The following is an 18,089-nucleotide window of genomic DNA, read 5'->3' as shown; positions in this document are numbered from 1 at the left end:
CCTAATCCTCGGCCAGCCAGCTTCTCAGCAGTTTTGCAAAGTCTTCAGGCTTATCTTTCGCCATCTTTTCAAGCTGTTTTCGTCTGACTGTTTCCTCTGTTTCATTTTCCTCTTCATTAATATCAGGCAAATTGATAGGCTCCTGAGGCACTTCGTACGTGTATTCCTCAAATTCATCCTCTTGAACGCGTTTCTTTCTGATAAACATAATGATCAGAATGATGATAACTGCGATCAATACGCCCCCTACGATATATACCCACATTGGTATACCGGAGGATTTTTCCATATCAGTATCCAGACTTACTTTTCCGTCAAAAGGCTGAACGGAGACAACAATTTTATTATTGATATCTTCATCAGAAAGGTTCTGGTTCTGTGTTTCATCCTTATCCAATGATGTTCTGACAACAGTTGAAAGGATTTTTTGTATATCATCCTGTCTTTCAGTTGATAGCGACGCTGTGTTTTTGGCATCAGGCGGCTCTACCATTACTTGAATCCCTAAATCCCTTACCTTATAAGGGCTTTCAGCTATTTCTTTATGGATTCGATTAACCTCGTAATTGATTTTATTACTGCTTTTTTCGTAGTTCCCACTTTCGGTATTTTCACCGTCAGCTTGATAGTTTGTTACATCTTCATCACCGGTTCCGGCAGTTCCGCCATTAGCTGCGCCGTCTCCCTGATATGTTTCCGATACTTTTTCAGCACTGACCGCGATGCCTTCCATGTTTTCTTTGTCAACAGGCTCGACGATGTCTTCTGTGCGATTTTCTTTTGTAAAGTCAATATCAGCCGTGACAGAAACAACAACTTTGTCCTGCCCCATCATCGTTCCAAGCAATGACTGAACATGTTTTTGAATGTCTTTTTCAACTTGGGATTTAACTCCCTGCTGCGAAGAATAACTATCAGCGTAGGACCCTGAACCGCTGTCTGTTTTGTCATAGTATGTAGAGTTCTGGTCCATGATGACGATGTTATCTTCTTTTAAGTTCGGCACACTTTTTGATACCAGATGATATAATCCGTTGATCTGGCTTTGATCCAGAGTGTATCCAGGCTGAGTCTGCAGGACGATTGAAGCAGATGCTGCTGATTGCTCTTCACCGACAAAGACAGCGTCTTTCGGAAGGTTAATCATTACTTTTGAATTTTTGATACCGTCCATTTCATTAATCAGATTGGATAGTTCCGTTTGTGTGGCTTTGACTTTCACCATATCAAATTCATTATCTGTTAAACCAAAGCCGGCGTTCTGTCCAAAAAATGAGTAATCAATTGATCCGGTTTTAGGAAGCCCTTCTGCCGCCAGCTGAACTTTCAGTGAATCAACCTGATCTTCCGGAACCTTAATGACCGTACCGCCATTTGAAAGTTCGCTAGGCACTTTTTTTGCATCCAATTCCTCTTTGATCTGTCCGGCTTCTTCAGCTGACAAATCTTTGTACAGCGGCGCCATTTTCTGATTAGAAGAAAAAATACTGATAATAATGGCAAGAATGATAATTGCCGCTAAAGCACTAATCATTAAAACCTTTTGTAATTTAGATCTATTTTTCCAAAACTCACTCGTTTTGTTTTTCATTTGCATTAGAGTACGATTCATGTTAACCCCCGGTCATTCCACTCTTTCTCTTTCTCGTTAGACCCCCTACATTTGCATTCTCATAATCTCCTGGTATGCTTCCACAGCTTTGTTGCGGAACTCAGTTGCAGCAGTCAGAGAGATGTTTGCTTTTTGAGCGGCGATCATGACCTCATCAAGATTCACATCTTTTCCTGCAGCCAAGGCATTAGTCATATTGTCAGAAGCTACTTGGGACTCATTTAACGAACTTATAGAGTTTTTTAAAAGCTCCGAAAAGCTTGTTTGATTTGAAGAGTCTGTTTTTTGGCTATTGTTTAATTGATTTGTTGCATTTTGAGTGTTTTGAGTATTTTGAACCTGAAAAGGAGAAATTGCATTGATCACATTCATCACCTTACTTTCCGATTTCTAGAGCTTTCATCAGCATTCCCTTTGAAGCATTCATCGCTGTGACATTGGCCTCATATGATCTCGTACTGCTGACAAGGTCTACCATTTCTTTTAATGGATCAACATTCGGCTTTTGCACATATCCTTCAGCGTTTGCATCAGGGTCACTCGGATCATAGACCAGATTAAAATCAGAGTTATCTTCAGTGATTTTTGTAACCTTTACCCCATTTCCGACATTGCCGCTTCCGCTCATTTTAGAATTCAAAATCGACGAGAACGATTCACCTTTTGACTGAAGCGAAACCATTTTCCTTCTGTAAGGCACCCACTCACCGTTTACCTGCTTGGCTCTTGTCGTATCCATATTCGCCAAGTTAGACGATACAACATCCATTCTGAGGCGCTGAGCTGTTAAAGCTGATGCTGAAACATTTAAGCTTTGAAAAGCTGTCATTATTTTCCTCCTGTTAGCACGGTCTTCAGAGAATTGAATTTGCCGTTCATTCTTTCAACTAAAGCTTGATAGTTAATCTGATTTTCAGCTAGTTCTGTCATCTCTTTGTCAACGTCAACGTTATTTCCGTTTTGCTGATAAGATGTATCTCCGCTCGTTACAATTGAATAATTTGAATCAGCATCAGAAAAATCAACATGCCGATAGTCCGTTTTTATAGATTCGAGACGAGAGGATTCTTGATCTAATAAATTTTGGAAAGAGACTTTTTTTGCCTTATAGTTCGGTGTATCTATATTAGCAATATTATTAGTTATGACTTTTTGCTTAATATTCGCTCTGCCCAAGGCATTTTCAAGATTTTGTATCGTTCCAGAAAATAAGCTCAAATCCACTTACCTCCATTTCAGTTTTTTTCACCCTCAATATCCTTGTCGAGATTTGTAAAACCATATGCTTATTGTAAGAAATAACAGGCATAAAGTCTATGAAGTTCGTGTAAAAAAATGTCCTCATATATATCTATTTTACAACTAGGTACATAGTCCTAGATTATTTGAACTACGTTTTTTACATTGATATAAGGCTGAAAATAGCTGAATTTCTGTATTTTCCCCATTTATTTCGTCATTTTTCTGTTTTTATGAAGAAAATAATAAACTTTATTAAAATTATTACAAAGAAAGACTTTTCGCCCAGGAAATAAAGCTTATTGATTTCCTTTATTTGAATAAAAAAAAAACCCCTTAAAAAGGGGTTCTTTTTTTATTAATGGGATTTTAGATTTTCTAATTCAATCAGGAATTTGTTGTTGAGCACTTTAATATAAGTACCCTTCATTCCTAATGATCTTGACTCAATTACACCGGCGCTTTCAAGCTTTCTGAGTGCGTTAACAATAACTGAGCGGGTAATGCCGACACGGTCTGCAATCTTACTTGCAACAAGGAGACCTTCGTTTCCGTCAAGCTCTTCAAAGATGTGTTCAATTGCTTCTAGCTCACTATAAGAAAGAGAGCTGATTGCCATTTGTACGACTGCTTTGCTTCTTGCTTCTTCTTCAATTTCTTCTGCTTTTTCTCTCAGAATTTCCATTCCGACAACTGTAGCGCCGTATTCAGCAAGTATTAAATCATCATCATTAAATTGATCCTGTAAACGTGAAAGAATGAGTGTACCTAATCTTTCTCCGCCTCCGATGATCGGCACAATTGTTGTTAAACCAGCTTGGAACAAGTCTCTGTTTTCAACAGGGAAAGCAGTATACTCACTGTTGATATCCAGGTTAGAAGATGTTTCAGGGACGTTGAACAGATTCTTCGTATATTCCTCTGGGAATTGGCGATCTTCAAGCATTTTTTTCATACGGTCATTTTCAATTTGCTGGTTGATAGAGTAGCCGAGCAGTTTTCCTCTGCGGCTCACAACGAAAATATTGGAATCAATTACATCCCGAAGCGTTTCCGCCATTTCTTTAAAGTTAACCGGTTTCCCTGCCGCAGCTTGCAGCATGGAGTTAATAATTCTTGTTTTTTGTAATAAAGCCATGATAAATGATCCTCCTAAACATTCCTCTTATTAAATTTTCACAATATAAATTGACTTAAATCTTTGTTTTTAGCTATCGTTCCGAGCTTTTCTTCCACATACTGCGGTGTAATCGTTATGTTCTCCATTGTTACATCCGGAGCTTCAAAAGAGAGATCTTCTAACAGACGTTCGAGTATTGTATGAAGGCGTCTCGCACCGATATTATCTGTTTCCTGGTTCACATGATAGGCGACTTCAGCAATCTTATGAATAGCTTCGTCAGAAAATTCAAGAGATATACCCTCTGTCTGCAATAATGCCTGATATTGTTTCAAGAGCGCGTTATCGGGTTCAACTAAAATTCTCACGAAATCGTCAACCGTCAGTTTGCTCAGTTCTACACGAATTGGAAAACGCCCTTGCAGTTCAGGAATCAGATCAGACGGTTTGGCCATATGAAATGCTCCCGCTGCAATAAACAATACATGGTCTGTTTTAACAGAACCGTATTTAGTGACAACGGTAGAACCCTCAACAATTGGGAGAATATCACGCTGAACACCTTCTCTTGATACATCAGCTGAAGATGACGCGCCACCGTTTTTTGCAATCTTATCAATCTCGTCGATAAAGATAATTCCGCTCTCTTCTGCCCGATGGACAGCTTCCTGGCTGACTTCATCCATATCGATGAGTTTGCTTGCCTCTTCATTCGTCAGGACTTTTCTGGCTTCTCTGACTGTCATTTTACGGCGTTTCTTTTTCTTGGGCATCAATCCGCTCAGTGCATCCTGCATATTCATGCCCATCTGCTCCATACCCGAGCCCTGCAGCATGTCAAACATAGAAGGCTGCTGCTCTTCAACTTCTACAGTAACATAGTGGTCTTCAAGCTCTCCTAATGCCAGCTGATGAGCCATGCGTTTTCTTTTTTCTTCAATGTTTGCTTCTTCCTGGCTTTCCGTTTCGTCCTCGCCGTTTGGCTGGCTGCCGCCGAAAAACATTTCAAACGGGTTTTTAACGCCTGATTGTTTTTTCTTCCCTGGGACTAGCAGGCGAACAATGCGTTTGTTAGCATTTTCTTCTGCCTGCTCCTTCACTTCGTTGATTTTTTCTTCCTTTATAAGACGAACAGAAGTTTCCACAAGGTCTCTGACCATTGATTCAACGTCTCTGCCTACATAGCCGACTTCTGTAAATTTTGTTGCTTCAATTTTGATAAATGGCGCACCAGAAAGCTTAGCGATTCGTCTGGCAATTTCAGTTTTCCCTACCCCGGTAGGCCCCATCATTAAAATGTTTTTCGGAACGACCTCGTCTTTCAGCTTTTCATCCAGGAGACTTCTTCTATAGCGGTTTCTTAATGCCACGGCGACAGCTTTTTTCGCGTTTTGCTGACCGACGATGTATTGGTCTAACCGATCTACAATCTGTCTTGGTGTTAACGGTTTTTTTTCCATGCGCCTCAAGTCCTTTCTATTCAAGCTCTTCCAGTATGATTTGATCGTTCGTGTATACACAAATTTCGCCCGCTGTTTCCAGCGCAGCTCTAGCAATCTCACTTGCAGTCATGCTCTCCCCGGCATGCTTTTTCAGCGCTCTTCCGGCTGCCAAAGCGTAATTGCCGCCTGATCCAATTGCCAGAATGCCGTCATCCGGCTCGATAACCTCACCAGTTCCCGATACGAGAAGCAAGGTATCTTGATTCATAACGATCAGCATGGCTTCAAGCTTCCTAAGCACTTTGTCACTTCGCCATTCCTTTGCAAGCTCAACAGCAGCCCGTTTTAAGTTGCCATTATATTCTTCAAGTTTCGCTTCGAACTTTTCGAATAGAGTGAAAGCGTCTGCAACAGATCCCGCAAATCCTGCGAGAACCTTGCCGTTAAACAGTTTTCTTACTTTTCTCGCAGTATGTTTCATTACAACAGCCTGACCAAATGTAACTTGACCGTCTCCGGACATTGCGCTTCGTCCCTTATGCTGTACTGCAAAGATTGTGGTCGCATGAAAAGATGACATAAAGGGCCTCCTTTAATTTTTCTTAAAAGCTCTTGGATGGTGAGACATATATGTGTTTCTCAACATTTCCTTCGAAACGTGCGTGTATATCTGTGTCGAAGACAGATTGGAATGCCCGAGCAGTTCTTGAACGCTCCTCAAATCTGCTCCTTCGTTTAATAGATGAGTGGCGAACGTATGTCGAAGCATATGCGGATGGATATGTAAAGTGCCGGACGCTTTTTTGACAAGCCCGCTTAAAATGTGCCTAATGCCTCGGGCTGTAAGCGGTCCGCCTCTTTGATTCACGAATAATAGATCATGAGGTTCTTTTGCTTTTTTCAGCAAGCACTGTCTTCCGCTATTCATATATAACTTCAACGCTTCGCGGGCGTAAGACCCAAAAGGGATATAACGCTGCTTCTTGCCTTTCCCGTGAACAAGCACTGTATCCATAAATAAATCAAGATCATGAACACTTATGGAAGAGCATTCACTGACCCTCATTCCGGTGGCATAGAGAAGCTCTAATAGCGCTTGATCCCTCATGCCGGTCGGCTGGCTTATATCTGAAACTTCAAACAGTTCCTCAAGCTCTTTTTGATATAGAAACTTCGGTATCCGTTTCTCTTGTTTCGGCAGATGAACAAGCTGGAACGGATTATCATCAATTAGCTTTTCTCGCATCAGAAATTTGTAAAAGCTTCTCAATGCAGAAATTTTTTTGCTGATTGTTCTTCTCGATAAACCCTTTTCATAGGCTTCCGTCAAAAAAATTCTAGTATCTTGATATGCAACTTCTTCAAATCCATTTATACCTTGAACGCGCAGGAAAGTCTCGAATTCTTCAATTGAATCCACATAATTCACAATAGTATATTGTGAATAATTTTTTTCAATTTGTAAATATTCAACGAATAACTTTACGAAATTCTTAACATTCTCCATGCCAAATACCTCCCCAGGAAGGGCTTTTAAATGGTATCACAAATCGCGATCAAGTTGCAATCAATACCTATATTGTTTTCGAAATTGTTTGAATTGTCTCGATCGCCCGATTTGCGTACTGTTCATTACGCTCTTTTTTATTTTTAATTTTAACAGGCAAATCTTTCAAAAGCCCAAAGTTTGCATTCATCGGCTGGAAGTTCTTCTGGTTTGTTGTTGTAATATAGTGAGCCATACTGCCTATTGCTGTTTCCTGAGGAAAAGTGACAAGCTCTTCTCCTAAAACAAGTTTAGCCGCATTAATACCTGCTACAAGCCCAGAAGCAGCCGATTCCACATATCCTTCTACTCCCGTCATTTGTCCTGCGAAGAACAAATCGTTCCGTTTTTTAAATTGGTAAGTCGGCTTTAACAAGCTTGGAGAATTAATGAATGTATTTCTGTGCATAACACCGTATCTGACGATTTCCACATTTTCAAGTCCGGGAATCAATTTGAGGACTTCCTTTTGGTCTCCCCATTTTAAATGAGTTTGGAATCCTACAATATTATAGAGAGTTCCCGCCGCATCATCCTGTCTGAGCTGAACGACTGCATATGGACGTTTTCCGGTAACAGGATGCTCTAATCCCACTGGCTTCATCGGTCCGAAAAGCATTGTTTTCTTTCCTCGTTTTGCCATTACTTCAATCGGCATGCACCCCTCAAAGAAAATCTCTTTTTCAAACTCTTTTAACGGCACAGTTTCCGCTGATGTCAAAGCTTCATGAAAACGGTCAAACTCTTCTTCTGTCATCGGACAGTTTAGATAAGCCGCTTCTCCTTTGTCATAACGGGATTTCAAATACACTTTATCCATATCAAGGCTGTCTTTCTCTACGATAGGCGCAGCTGCATCATAGAAGTATAAATAGTCCTCTCCAGTAAGCTCTTTTAACTGTGCAGACAATGATTCTGAAGTTAACGGACCAGTTGCGATAATCGTTGGTCCTTCAGGTATTTCTGTTACTTCTTCATTAACGACGGTAACATTGGGATGGTTTTTCACCCGGTTTGTCACACTTGCCGCAAATTCATGCCGGTCTACCGCGAGTGCGCCGCCGGCAGGCACTGAGCATTCGTCAGCCGCAGCAATAATTGCTGAATCAAGCGCACGCATTTCTTCTTTTAGTACACCTACAGCGTTAGCAAGTGTATTGGAGCGTAAAGAGTTGCTGCATACCAGTTCTGCAAATTTATCAGTATGATGGGCAGGCGTCTGTTTGACTGGGCGCATTTCATATAATCTGACTTGAATCCCCCGTTTGGCAAGCTGCCACGCCGCTTCACTGCCTGCGAGTCCGGCTCCGATTACATTCACTGTTTGTTGGTTCATCTTTCACATCTCCTAGTTTATTATTCATTGTCTTCTTTTAACACACAAAGAAGGTGAGCAAGACCCTGCTCACCGCTACTTCTGTGGTTCTTCCTTATAATCGCATTCCACGCATTGGACTTGTATGCCTTTTTTGAGCTTTTTCTCAACAAGCATTTTTCCGCATTTCGGACATTTTCGTTCAATTGGTTTGTCCCAGGAAACGAATTCACAGTCCGGATAACGGTCACAGCCGTAAAAAACCCGTTTCTTTTTCGATTTTCGCTCAACAATATTTCCTTCTCCGCAGCTCGGACACTTCACACCGATTTGTTTGACAATCGGCTTTGTATTCCGGCAATCGGGAAAATTGGAGCAAGCTAAGAATTTACCGTATCGGCCCATTTTATATACCATAGGAGAACTGCATAATTCACAATCTTCTCCAGCATATTCTGGTTCAATTTCAACTTCCTTCATTTCTGATTCGGCTTTTTTCACGCGCTTTTCAAAATCGGTATAGAAGTTATCAATAATCTGTACCCATTCTATATTGCCTTCCTCAACATTATCAAGGTCTTTTTCCATTTTTGCCGTAAACTCAACGTTAATGATTTCAGGGAAAAATTCCATGATCAGCTCAAGCACGATCTGCCCTAATTCTGTGGGAACAAACCGTTTATTATCCAGACCAACGTACCCGCGCCGCTGAATCGTATCAAGCGTCGGAGCATAAGTGGAAGGACGGCCGATCCCGAGTTCTTCAAGCGTTTTAACCAAACGGGCCTCAGTATAGCGCGGAGGCGGCTGGGTAAAATGCTGTTCCGGTTCTATGTCCTTAGATAAAACAGTGTCTCCCTCTTGCAAGTCAGGCAGCATCCGGTCTTTTTCTTCCAATTGATCGTCTTTGCCTTCAACATACACTTTCATAAAGCCGGAAAACTTGACTTTACTTCCGTTTGCACGAAAAGTCAAACCGTTGTTTGTCAAATCAACACTCATTGTATCTAAAACAGCAGATGCCATTTGGCTGGCAACAAAGCGCTCCCAAATTAATTTATACAGTCTCAGCTGATCTCTGCCAAGGACTGCTTTTAATTCGCTTGGTTTTCTGAGAACCGACGTCGGACGGATCGCTTCGTGGGCATCCTGAGCATTTTCATTCTTTTTAGCGGGCTTTCTTTTGCCGCCTAAGTACTCTTTTCCGTACGTTTGATCAATAAACGCTGCTGCTTCATCAACTGCTGTATTGGAAATGCGTGTTGAATCCGTTCTCATATACGTGATCAGACCGACAGTTCCTTCTTTTCCAAGATCAATTCCTTCATATAATTGCTGCGCAATCATCATCGTTTTCTTCGCTCTGAAATTGAGCTTACGCGCTGCTTCCTGCTGAAGGGTGGAAGTTGTAAATGGCAAGGCCGGATTACGTTTACGTTCCTTTTTAGTTACTTTTTCAACTGTATACTTATTACCTTTGAGCTGAGAAAGTATGTCCTTTACATCCGCTTCACTCTTTAAAGGAAGTTTTTTGCCGTTTTTACCGAAAAAGCCCGCTTCAAACGTCTCCTGTCCTTTTAAGAACGTGCCGTCTATTGTCCAATATTCCTCTGGCTTAAAGTCGTTAATTTCCTTTTCACGATCAATAATTAAACGGAGGGCAACAGATTGAACACGGCCAGCGCTGAGTCCTTTTTTGACTTTTTTCCAAAGGATTGGGCTGATTTTATATCCGACGAGCCTGTCTAATATACGTCTCGCCTGCTGTGCATCCACCAAATCCATATTGATCATGCGGGGATGCTTAAATGATTCTTTAATTGCATCTTTCGTAATTTCGTTAAACACAACACGGCAGTCTGAATGAATATCTAAATCAAGGCTGTGGGCCAAGTGCCATGCAATCGCTTCCCCTTCTCTGTCGGGGTCGGCTGCGAGATAAACTTTTTTAGCTTTTTTGGCAGCCGTTTTCAGCTCTTTTAGTACCGGACCTTTACCTCGAATGGTTATATATTTCGGTTCGAAATTTTGTTCTATGTCAACTCCCATTTGACTTTTTGGAAGATCCCGGACATGTCCCATTGATGCTTTCACTTTATATTTTTTACCTAAGTAACGTTCAATCGTTTTCGCCTTAGCGGGCGATTCCACGATGACTAGATAATCAGACATTTTCATCCCCCTCAAGAGGTGTTCTCTCTCTTCAAGTATTTCAAATTTTATTTTATATTTGCAGCTGTCTTTATTTGGCTTTCAACATTTCATTCTTTATGATGAACGTCATTATTTAAATACAAAACAATATGCAACTTTAAATCCTCACTATTATTAAATATTACAACGCTGTTTGTCAAACGATAATTCAAAAGGGTTCCGTATATTGAACGTTTTTCTCCGGAAGCTCTGCATAAATATCCTCTGCTGACCATATGGCTTTAGCCCCCTCTTGAATCAATTTTATAGGACCTCCGGCGTAAGGATCAAATACAGAACCGGGTACGGCAAATACTTCTCTCCCTTGTTCTAGCGCTTGGTATGCGGTAATCAAAGAACCGCTTTTTTCTTTGCCCTGCACAACAATAATGCCCTCACTTAACCCGCTAATGATACGGTTTCTCATAGGGAAATGCCATTTTTGGGGTTTGGTTTCAGGTGGATGCTCTGACAGAAGAAGATGGTGTTTAGCCATGTGTTCTGCTAATTGAAGATTTTCTCGAGGATAAATGTTCTGAAATCCGCCTGCGATGACTCCGATTGTCCGCCCCTTCGCCTTAATACTTGCAGCATGGGACAATCCGTCAATCCCAGACGCCAGCCCGCTGACAATCACCCACTTTTTATGGCAAAGCTCTATTGTAAGATGATTGACAACCTGAATTCCATAGGCTGTCGGATGTCTCGTACCTACAATTCCTATTTTTCTCCCTTGAGAAAGAAGGGATATATCACCTTTTGCAAACAGCACGGGAGGCGGATCATAAATGGTTTTCAGCCAGAATGGATATTGATCTGAGGATATTGGGATGACATTAATGCCTTGCTGATGATATACAGAGAGTAAATGCTGAAGTTTTGGATATTGTTCTTCTATTTTATTTTTTAGTGCCGCAGCCTTTACTTTGCCGCGCGAAGCTGTTTCTAATGCACATGAAGGATTTGACAGTGACAATGACGGATCAGCTTTCCACCATTTTAATAGAAGAGACGGGGATAGTAATTGGTTGATTCTGCAAGTGATTAAACAGGCAGCGGCCTGATCCAATATGAGAACCTCCTTTTAACAGCAAAAGCAGGAACAGCCAAGATGGCTGTCCCTTCTCTATTAATGAGTTTTGCACGTTTCAAATAAATTCTTTTCTTTCAACACTTTAATTAATGTTTCTCCCATGACAGAAGGTGTCTCTGCAACTTCGATTCCGCATTCATTAAGTGTTTTGATTTTTTCATCAGCCGTGCCTTTTCCGCCGGAAATGATGGCGCCTGCATGTCCCATGCGCTTCCCTGGAGGTGCTGTTTTACCGCCAATGAATCCGACTACCGGTTTTGTCATGTTGGCTTTTACCCACTCAGCAGCTTCCTCTTCAGCTGTGCCGCCGATTTCGCCGATCATGATGACAGCGTGTGTTTCAGGATCTTCGTTAAACGCTTTTAAAACGTCAATGAAGTTGGTTCCATTTACAGGATCGCCGCCGATTCCAACGGCTGTAGACTGTCCTACACCCGCTTCTGACAGCTGATGCACTGCTTCGTATGTTAATGTTCCTGAACGCGATACAACGCCTACATGACCCTTTTTATGGATATATCCGGGCATAATGCCGATTTTACATTCATCAGGCGTGATGACGCCAGGACAGTTCGGTCCTATTAATCTCGTTTTCTTGCCTTCCATGAAGCGTTTCACTTTTACCATATCTAAAACCGGGATATGCTCTGTGATGCAAATGACCAGATCAAGCTCCGCATCTACCGCTTCCATAATTGCATCAGCTGCAAACGGTGCCGGAACATAGATAACAGACGCATTTGCGCCAGTCGTATGAACTGCATCAGCCACTGTATTAAATACAGGTACCCCTTCAACTTCTGTTCCGCCTTTTCCAGGTGTCACACCGCCCACGATATTTGTGCCGTATTCAAGCATCTGCTTCGTATGGAATAAAGCGGTAGAACCTGTAATCCCTTGTACAATAACTCTTGTATCTTTATTGATAAAAACACTCATTATTTGGTCCCCTGCCTTTCATTCTTTCCTATACTAAAGATACGATTTTCTGCGCGCCGTCAGCCATGGATTCCGCAGATGTAATATTTAATCCTGATTCACTAAGGATCTTCTTCCCTAGATCCACGTTTGTTCCTTCCAGACGGACGACAAGCGGCAATGTTAAACCGACTTGTCTTGTCGCTTCAACAACCCCTTCTGCGATGACATCACATTTCATAATGCCTCCGAAAATGTTGACGAAAATCCCTTTAACATTTTGATCAGAGAGAATGATTTTAAATGCTTCCGTGACTTTTTCTGCGGTTGCGCCGCCCCCGACATCAAGGAAGTTGGCCGGTTCTCCTCCATAATGTTTAATGATATCCATCGTGGACATTGCTAGTCCAGCGCCGTTTACCATGCATCCGATATTTCCATCAAGGGAAATGTAGCTCAGATCGTATTTAGACGCTTCAATTTCTTTTGGATCTTCTTCGTCCAAATCTCTGTATTCCATAATATCTTTTTGTCTGTATAATGCGTTGCTGTCAAAATTTAGTTTCGCATCAAGCGCCATCACATTCCCGTCTCCAGTTACAACGAGAGGATTGATTTCGGCGATTGAGCAGTCTTTCTCAACAAACGCTTTGTATAGTCCAAGCATAAATTTAGCAGCTTTCCCCACAAGCTCTTTTGGAATATTGATAGCGAATGCAATTTCTCTAGCTTGATAGCCTTGGAGGCCAACAGCCGGATCAATGACAGCCTTTTTGATTTTTTCCGGTGTTTTCTCTGCTACTTCTTCAATTTCTGTTCCGCCTTCTTCAGAGGCCATCAGAACAATTCTTGAAGTGGCACGGTCAAGCACTAACCCCACATAGTATTCCTTTTTAATAGCGCAGCCTTCTTCAATAAGTAAGCGTTTTATTACTTGCCCGTCCGGACCCGTTTGATGCGTAACGAGGGTCTTACCTAAAAGTTCTTCGGCATACGCTTTTACTTCGTCTAATGATTTTGCTATTTTTACCCCACCAGCTTTGCCTCGACCGCCAGCATGAATTTGAGCCTTTACGACATAAACCGAGCTGGATAAGCTCTTTGCTTTTTCAACTGCTTCTTCTGCTGTAAAAGCCACTTTACCTTCAGGAACAGATACCCCATATTTTCTGAGGACTTCTTTTCCCTGGTACTCATGGATATTCATTTCCCATCCTCCTAACTTATGTAACAAAACTAAAAATAGACTGCGCTTTCATTCTATATAATACTGGAAGAATTGTCTAGAGTTCGATGCAAAATCTTAAAATCCTTCTAAACATTCAAACTTTTATTTTATTAAAAACATAAATTTCAAGCGGAGAATGGGGAATATTTTAGCTATTTTTTATTTTTTACACTTTCGTCCAATCTGTAAATGAAAGAAAAAATCTCGGCTACCGTTTCATAAAGTGCTTCCGGGATCTGGTCATCCACAGTCAAATGGCGCATTAATTCGACAAGGGTCCGATCTTCTTGGATCGGGACCCCCGCCTTTTTAGCTTCTTTGATAATGTTGTCAGCAACATGGCCCTTCCCGGTTGCAATTACTCTTGGCGCCTTGTCTATTTTTTCGTCATAATGGAGAGCTATGGCTTTTCTTAAAGGCGTTTGCTCGTTCATATTTTCACATCCACTCCCTGATCACTGATGCTTGTTATGTATTGATCAATTGTAGCCTTTTCATCAGATTGAAGGCGTTTTTTAGCGTTAACTCCTGAAAGACTGTAGCCCATTTCTTTGAGCGATTGCTTGAGGGCGGGCACCATCGGATCGATTGCCGGCTGAAGTTCAAAGTCCGTCTCAATTGTAATCGTCATGACTTGCTGCTGTATCAGGCAGTCAACAACTGTTTCTTTTAACGTATCTAATTGCAGTAAAAACAAGAGCCGGCAATGGGAAGGATCGAGCTTTCCATCCGCTTCTTTTTGTCCTTTAAACAGAACAGTCATGTCCTGAACCCCCGATTTTGAAAACATCGGAAATGACATCACAATTTGGCTGTAGGAAGGATGATCCTGCTGCATGAGAAGCTGACCGTTTAATTTATGGAAGAGCTGATCCGCTTCCTGTTTGACAGGTTCCGCTAACTCATGTGACGCTCTGGCAGCATGAAGAGCCATCTTAACTGATTGAATATCATCGGGCAGCACTGCGGCACCTTGTTCAAACGCTTTAATAAAAGCAAGCTCATCTCGAGCGCCTATTGCCATTTTCACTTTGGATAAGAAGGAAAGAACATCTGCCTTATCCGCCAAATTAGGAGCTGTCTGCTGAACAGCCTTTAAAAACACTTCTGCTTCTTGATCCGTGACTTGCGCGGCCTGCAAAGCAGATGCTGCTGACTCAGGCTTATTTTGACTAGAGGAAACAACAGCCTTTATCCAATTCGCTGCTTCTTTTACGATTGGATTGCCGTTTTTATCCGCAGCTTCCGTCAGTGTGGCCAGCAGCCTTCTTGCCTCTTTCATTGGAATGTCTGAGACAGTTTTAGCGGCACCGTCTCGTGTGTTTCGCTGCTGCTCCTGCGGGTTTGCAGGCGCCCAGTCTGCCTTTCCTGCGGAGCCGTCTGCTGCGCTAAGCTCCCGGTTTCCAGCTGTACTGACTGAAGAGGCAGATCTGTTATGATCCGTTAACGAGATAAGCTTCTCGATAAGACGTTCTGCATGGACATCTGTTTCGCTATTAAAAAGTGCCGTAACGGCTTCTTTTAGCTTTGTCAGCGCCTGACTCGGCTGAGGATTTTGATGAATAGCCTGAATCAGCTGAGATAAGTGCTGATGGAGCGGTACAGGCGATTTGACAGCATGAACTCCGCTCAAAACATCGGGGTGAACGGGGAGATCCCGCTTTAAGGCAAATAAAACTGTTTCGATGGCTTTTTTTGTGTCTGTCGCAGGCAGCGTGTCCATCCAGCGGACGGCTGTTTTGATATCATTTTCTGTGATGGGTGTTTTGCTTTTCAGCATTGCGCCTGCCAGCATAAGGGATGCGTTTGACGGCTTCACTGAAATAGCGTTCAGAAGCTTGCCCGCTGCATCCTGAATGGTTTTGGGATTTTGGTCAAAGCTTTGAACAACCTGGAGACGGCCTGTCTGTTCCGCTGGTTTTTTTTCGTAGGAAAACCAGTAATACGCCTGAGGGCGAAGCTGGGTTTCAAGTTTGCCTTGAATCGTTTGATTCCCTACTTGGATCAGTGCATGCTGGTCCCCTAATAAACGAAGCACTTTTCCTAAAAGGAGACGCTTTACGGTATTTGATTCGTCGGTTGTATTTGATGTTTCCTGCGGAGCTGCAGTGTTTCCAAAAAGGTTTTTGAGCGCCTGCTGTACATCATTTCGTATGTTCATTTCAAAAGGTGCCTCCTTGTCCATTAGATTATCTGTAAGATTGAACAGGAGCGAAAGTTTTCCGGTGCAAGTCGGTCGGTCCATAAGCTGCGAGCGCTTCAATATGCTCTTTTGTCCCATAGCCTTTATTTTTTTCAAAGCCGTACTGCGGATATTTTTCGGCATATGCGCTCATCATCCGGTCTCTCGTTACTTTCGCAATACACGCACCTGCTGCGATAGACACGCTTTTGGCATCACCTTTTATAATTGAAGACTGAGACGTATCGAGCGGCAGTGTCATCGCGTCAACGAGCAAATAATCGGGTGTATCGGACAAATCGCGGATTGCTTCGACCATTGCCAATTTTGAGGCTTCATAAATATTGATCTCATCAATAACAGCTGCTTCTACAATTCCTATGCCGACTGCCACAGCTTCTTTCATAATGAGATCGTAATATTCCTCACGCTTTTTTTCTGTAAGCTTTTTTGAGTCTGTGAGCCCAAGTATTTCGCATTCCTCAGGAAGGATGACTGCGCTGGCGACAACCGGCCCTGCCAATGGGCCCCGGCCTACTTCGTCTACTCCTGCAATAAAACGAAACCCCTTGTTTCTCGCAAGCCTTTCATAGGAGGTCATATTCACCCACTGTTCTTTTAGCGCTTTTTCCTTTGCGTTCTTTTTCAGCCATTGCTCTACAAGCGCTTGTACGCTTTTTCTCGGATCATTTTCACACTGGGCAAGAAATGGGTCCTGGTCATCTCTTACCTCTTGCAGACGGTCTCTAATGTCTTTTACGGTTAATGTATTCACTTTCTCTTCTCCCTTACTGTATGTATCGGTCCTGTCAGGAAAAAATAAAGACCCGCATTTCTGCGCGTCTTTACATCGTCGGCTGTTCGAATGACAGCCTCCCGAACTTTTCTGTGCGGATATCACGAATGATCACTTCAGTCGTTTTATCGTAGTTAATAAGCCCACCGCTCATGAGGCAGCCGCGTTTTTCACCTATTGCATCAAACAGCTCCGCGATGTCTTCGGGTATCTCATCGAGCCCGTAGCGTTCTTTAAGCCGTTCAGGATAATGTTCTTCGAGAAAACGGAGGCCAAACACGGCAACATCCTGAAGATTGATAATCGAGTCTTTAATAGCCCCTGTGACTGCCAGCCTCAATCCGACAAGCTCGTCCTCAAATTTAGGCCATAAAATCCCCGGAGTGTCTAAAAGCTCTAATTCTTTTCCGACTTTGACCCATTGCTGAGATGTTGTGATACCCGGTCTGTCTCCGGTTTTCGCAATGTTTTTCTTTGCCAGCCGGTTGATAAGCGTTGATTTTCCGACGTTCGGAATGCCGATGATCAGCGCCCGGATCGCTCTTGGCTTTACACCTTTTGCTCTCATCCGGTCAAATTTCTCCTGCAGGATATCTTTTGAAGCCGGAACGATTTGATTTAATCCTTGGCCATTTACAGAATTAATAGACAGAGAGCGGATTCCTTGGTTCTCAAAGTGCTCTTTCCACTGCTGTGTGACTGCCGCATCTGCTTTGTCAGCTTTATTTAACAGCATAATTCTCGGCTTATTTTTCAAGATGTCTTCAATCATTGGGTTTCTTGATGACATCGGGATTCTGGCATCTACCAGTTCATATACAATATCGATTAATTTTAATTTTTCGGTTACTTCCCGTCTTGCCTTTGCCATATGGCCAGGGAACCATTGGATTGTCATGTGACACGAACACCGCCTTTATCTTCTAAGTGTGCAAGATTCTTAGTTGTTCTTTATGTATTTTACGATGCCTGACCGGCATTTTCAAATTCTGTATAAAAAAAGAGCTTGTTACTGGTAACAAGCTCTTTTCGTTCGTTATCATTATCGTCTGATTTCTTTAATACGAGCCGCTTTTCCGCGAAGTTCACGCAGGTAGTAAAGCTTAGCACGGCGTACTTTACCGTAACGTACAACTTCGATTTTCGCGATTTTTGGTGTGTGTACAGGGAAAGTACGTTCAACGCCAACACCGTAAGAAATCTTACGAACTGTGAACGTTTCGCTGATTCCACCACCACGACGCTTAATCACAACACCTTCAAAGATCTGGATACGCTCACGGTTACCCTCAACAACTTTTACGTGTACACGTAAAGTGTCACCAGGACGGAACGTAGGAAGATCAGTACGAAGCTGTTCTTTTGTGATATCTTCAATTAGTTTTTGCATCGTTTTCAACTCCTT

At 42.3% G+C, this 18,089-nt stretch carries 18 protein-coding genes; all 18 read right to left on the bottom strand.

All coding sequences use genetic code 11. The features are described 5' to 3' along the window. Position 1: 1 nt before the first annotated feature. The gene (gene fliF, locus NSS75_RS09005) at positions 2-1,612 is read right to left on the bottom strand and encodes a flagellar basal-body MS-ring/collar protein FliF (RefSeq protein WP_339237051.1); all 1,611 of its coding nucleotides are present in this window, start codon (positions 1,610-1,612) and stop codon (positions 2-4) included. A 45-nt stretch (positions 1,613-1,657) separates the two neighbouring features. After that, on the bottom strand, positions 1,658-1,978 hold the full coding sequence (gene fliE / locus NSS75_RS09000) for a flagellar hook-basal body complex protein FliE (protein ID WP_339237602.1): 321 nt from the start codon (positions 1,976-1,978) through the stop codon (positions 1,658-1,660). Positions 1,979-1,988: 10 nt separating this feature from the next. Beyond that, complete coding sequence (gene flgC, locus NSS75_RS08995) at positions 1,989-2,441, bottom strand: flagellar basal body rod protein FlgC (RefSeq protein ID WP_024121394.1); 453 nt, start codon at positions 2,439-2,441, stop codon at positions 1,989-1,991. Next, positions 2,441-2,830, bottom strand: coding sequence for a flagellar basal body rod protein FlgB (gene flgB / locus NSS75_RS08990; RefSeq protein ID WP_010334244.1), 390 nt, complete (start codon positions 2,828-2,830; stop codon positions 2,441-2,443). Before flgB ends, flgC begins: the two co-directional genes overlap by 1 nt. A gap of 379 nt (positions 2,831-3,209) precedes the next feature. Then, positions 3,210-3,989, bottom strand: coding sequence for a GTP-sensing pleiotropic transcriptional regulator CodY (codY, locus tag NSS75_RS08985; RefSeq protein WP_003220850.1), 780 nt, complete (start codon positions 3,987-3,989; stop codon positions 3,210-3,212). A gap of 38 nt (positions 3,990-4,027) precedes the next feature. Continuing rightward, entirely contained in the window at positions 4,028-5,440 is a 1,413-nt protein-coding gene (gene hslU, locus NSS75_RS08980) for an HslU--HslV peptidase ATPase subunit (protein WP_255004726.1), read from the bottom strand. A 7-nt stretch (positions 5,441-5,447) separates the two neighbouring features. After that, complete coding sequence (gene clpQ / locus NSS75_RS08975; RefSeq protein ID WP_014663962.1) at positions 5,448-5,993, bottom strand: ATP-dependent protease subunit ClpQ; 546 nt, start codon at positions 5,991-5,993, stop codon at positions 5,448-5,450. A 12-nt stretch (positions 5,994-6,005) separates the two neighbouring features. Next, positions 6,006-6,920, bottom strand: a complete 915-nt coding sequence (gene xerC, locus NSS75_RS08970; RefSeq protein WP_024121392.1) for a tyrosine recombinase XerC — start codon at positions 6,918-6,920, stop codon at positions 6,006-6,008. Between the two features lie 67 nt (positions 6,921-6,987). After that, positions 6,988-8,295, bottom strand: a complete 1,308-nt coding sequence (gene trmFO, locus NSS75_RS08965; protein ID WP_024121391.1) for an FADH(2)-oxidizing methylenetetrahydrofolate--tRNA-(uracil(54)-C(5))-methyltransferase TrmFO — start codon at positions 8,293-8,295, stop codon at positions 6,988-6,990. A 75-nt stretch (positions 8,296-8,370) separates the two neighbouring features. Then, a complete protein-coding gene (gene topA / locus NSS75_RS08960; protein ID WP_339237046.1) occupies positions 8,371-10,446 on the bottom strand; it encodes a type I DNA topoisomerase in 2,076 nt (691 codons plus the stop codon). A 190-nt stretch (positions 10,447-10,636) separates the two neighbouring features. Continuing rightward, positions 10,637-11,536 (bottom strand): DNA-processing protein DprA, encoded by a 900-nt coding sequence (dprA, locus tag NSS75_RS08955; RefSeq protein ID WP_326323818.1) that lies wholly within the window; start codon positions 11,534-11,536, stop codon positions 10,637-10,639. A gap of 60 nt (positions 11,537-11,596) precedes the next feature. Continuing rightward, positions 11,597-12,499 carry a succinate--CoA ligase subunit alpha gene (sucD, locus tag NSS75_RS08950; protein ID WP_024121388.1) on the bottom strand — a complete coding sequence of 301 codons (903 nt, stop codon included), beginning with the start codon at positions 12,497-12,499 and terminating at the stop codon, positions 11,597-11,599. A gap of 28 nt (positions 12,500-12,527) precedes the next feature. Continuing rightward, a complete protein-coding gene (sucC, locus tag NSS75_RS08945; protein ID WP_339237041.1) occupies positions 12,528-13,685 on the bottom strand; it encodes an ADP-forming succinate--CoA ligase subunit beta in 1,158 nt (385 codons plus the stop codon). A 173-nt stretch (positions 13,686-13,858) separates the two neighbouring features. Then, positions 13,859-14,140: a FlhB-like flagellar biosynthesis protein gene (locus NSS75_RS08940; protein WP_095713833.1), complete on the bottom strand. Its 282-nt coding sequence runs from the start codon at positions 14,138-14,140 to the stop codon at positions 13,859-13,861. Beyond that, positions 14,137-15,867: a hypothetical protein gene (locus tag NSS75_RS08935; RefSeq protein WP_339237037.1), complete on the bottom strand. Its 1,731-nt coding sequence runs from the start codon at positions 15,865-15,867 to the stop codon at positions 14,137-14,139. The genes NSS75_RS08940 and NSS75_RS08935 overlap by 4 nt, the downstream gene beginning before the upstream one ends. Positions 15,868-15,895: 28 nt before the next feature. Beyond that, positions 15,896-16,663, bottom strand: coding sequence for a ribonuclease HII (locus NSS75_RS08930; protein WP_095713831.1), 768 nt, complete (start codon positions 16,661-16,663; stop codon positions 15,896-15,898). 70 nt (positions 16,664-16,733) lie between these two features. After that, positions 16,734-17,582 carry a ribosome biogenesis GTPase YlqF gene (ylqF, locus tag NSS75_RS08925; RefSeq protein ID WP_010334231.1) on the bottom strand — a complete coding sequence of 283 codons (849 nt, stop codon included), beginning with the start codon at positions 17,580-17,582 and terminating at the stop codon, positions 16,734-16,736. 144 nt (positions 17,583-17,726) lie between these two features. Beyond that, positions 17,727-18,074: a 50S ribosomal protein L19 gene (gene rplS, locus NSS75_RS08920; protein ID WP_010334229.1), complete on the bottom strand. Its 348-nt coding sequence runs from the start codon at positions 18,072-18,074 to the stop codon at positions 17,727-17,729. Between the last annotated feature and the right edge of the window lie 15 nt (positions 18,075-18,089).

The organism is Bacillus sp. FSL K6-1012 (assembly GCF_037964915.1).
Taxonomy (GTDB): domain Bacteria; phylum Bacillota; class Bacilli; order Bacillales; family Bacillaceae; genus Bacillus; species Bacillus halotolerans.
Note: the sequence above shows the minus strand (reverse complement) of the source record. Positions and strands in the feature narration are given on the sequence as shown.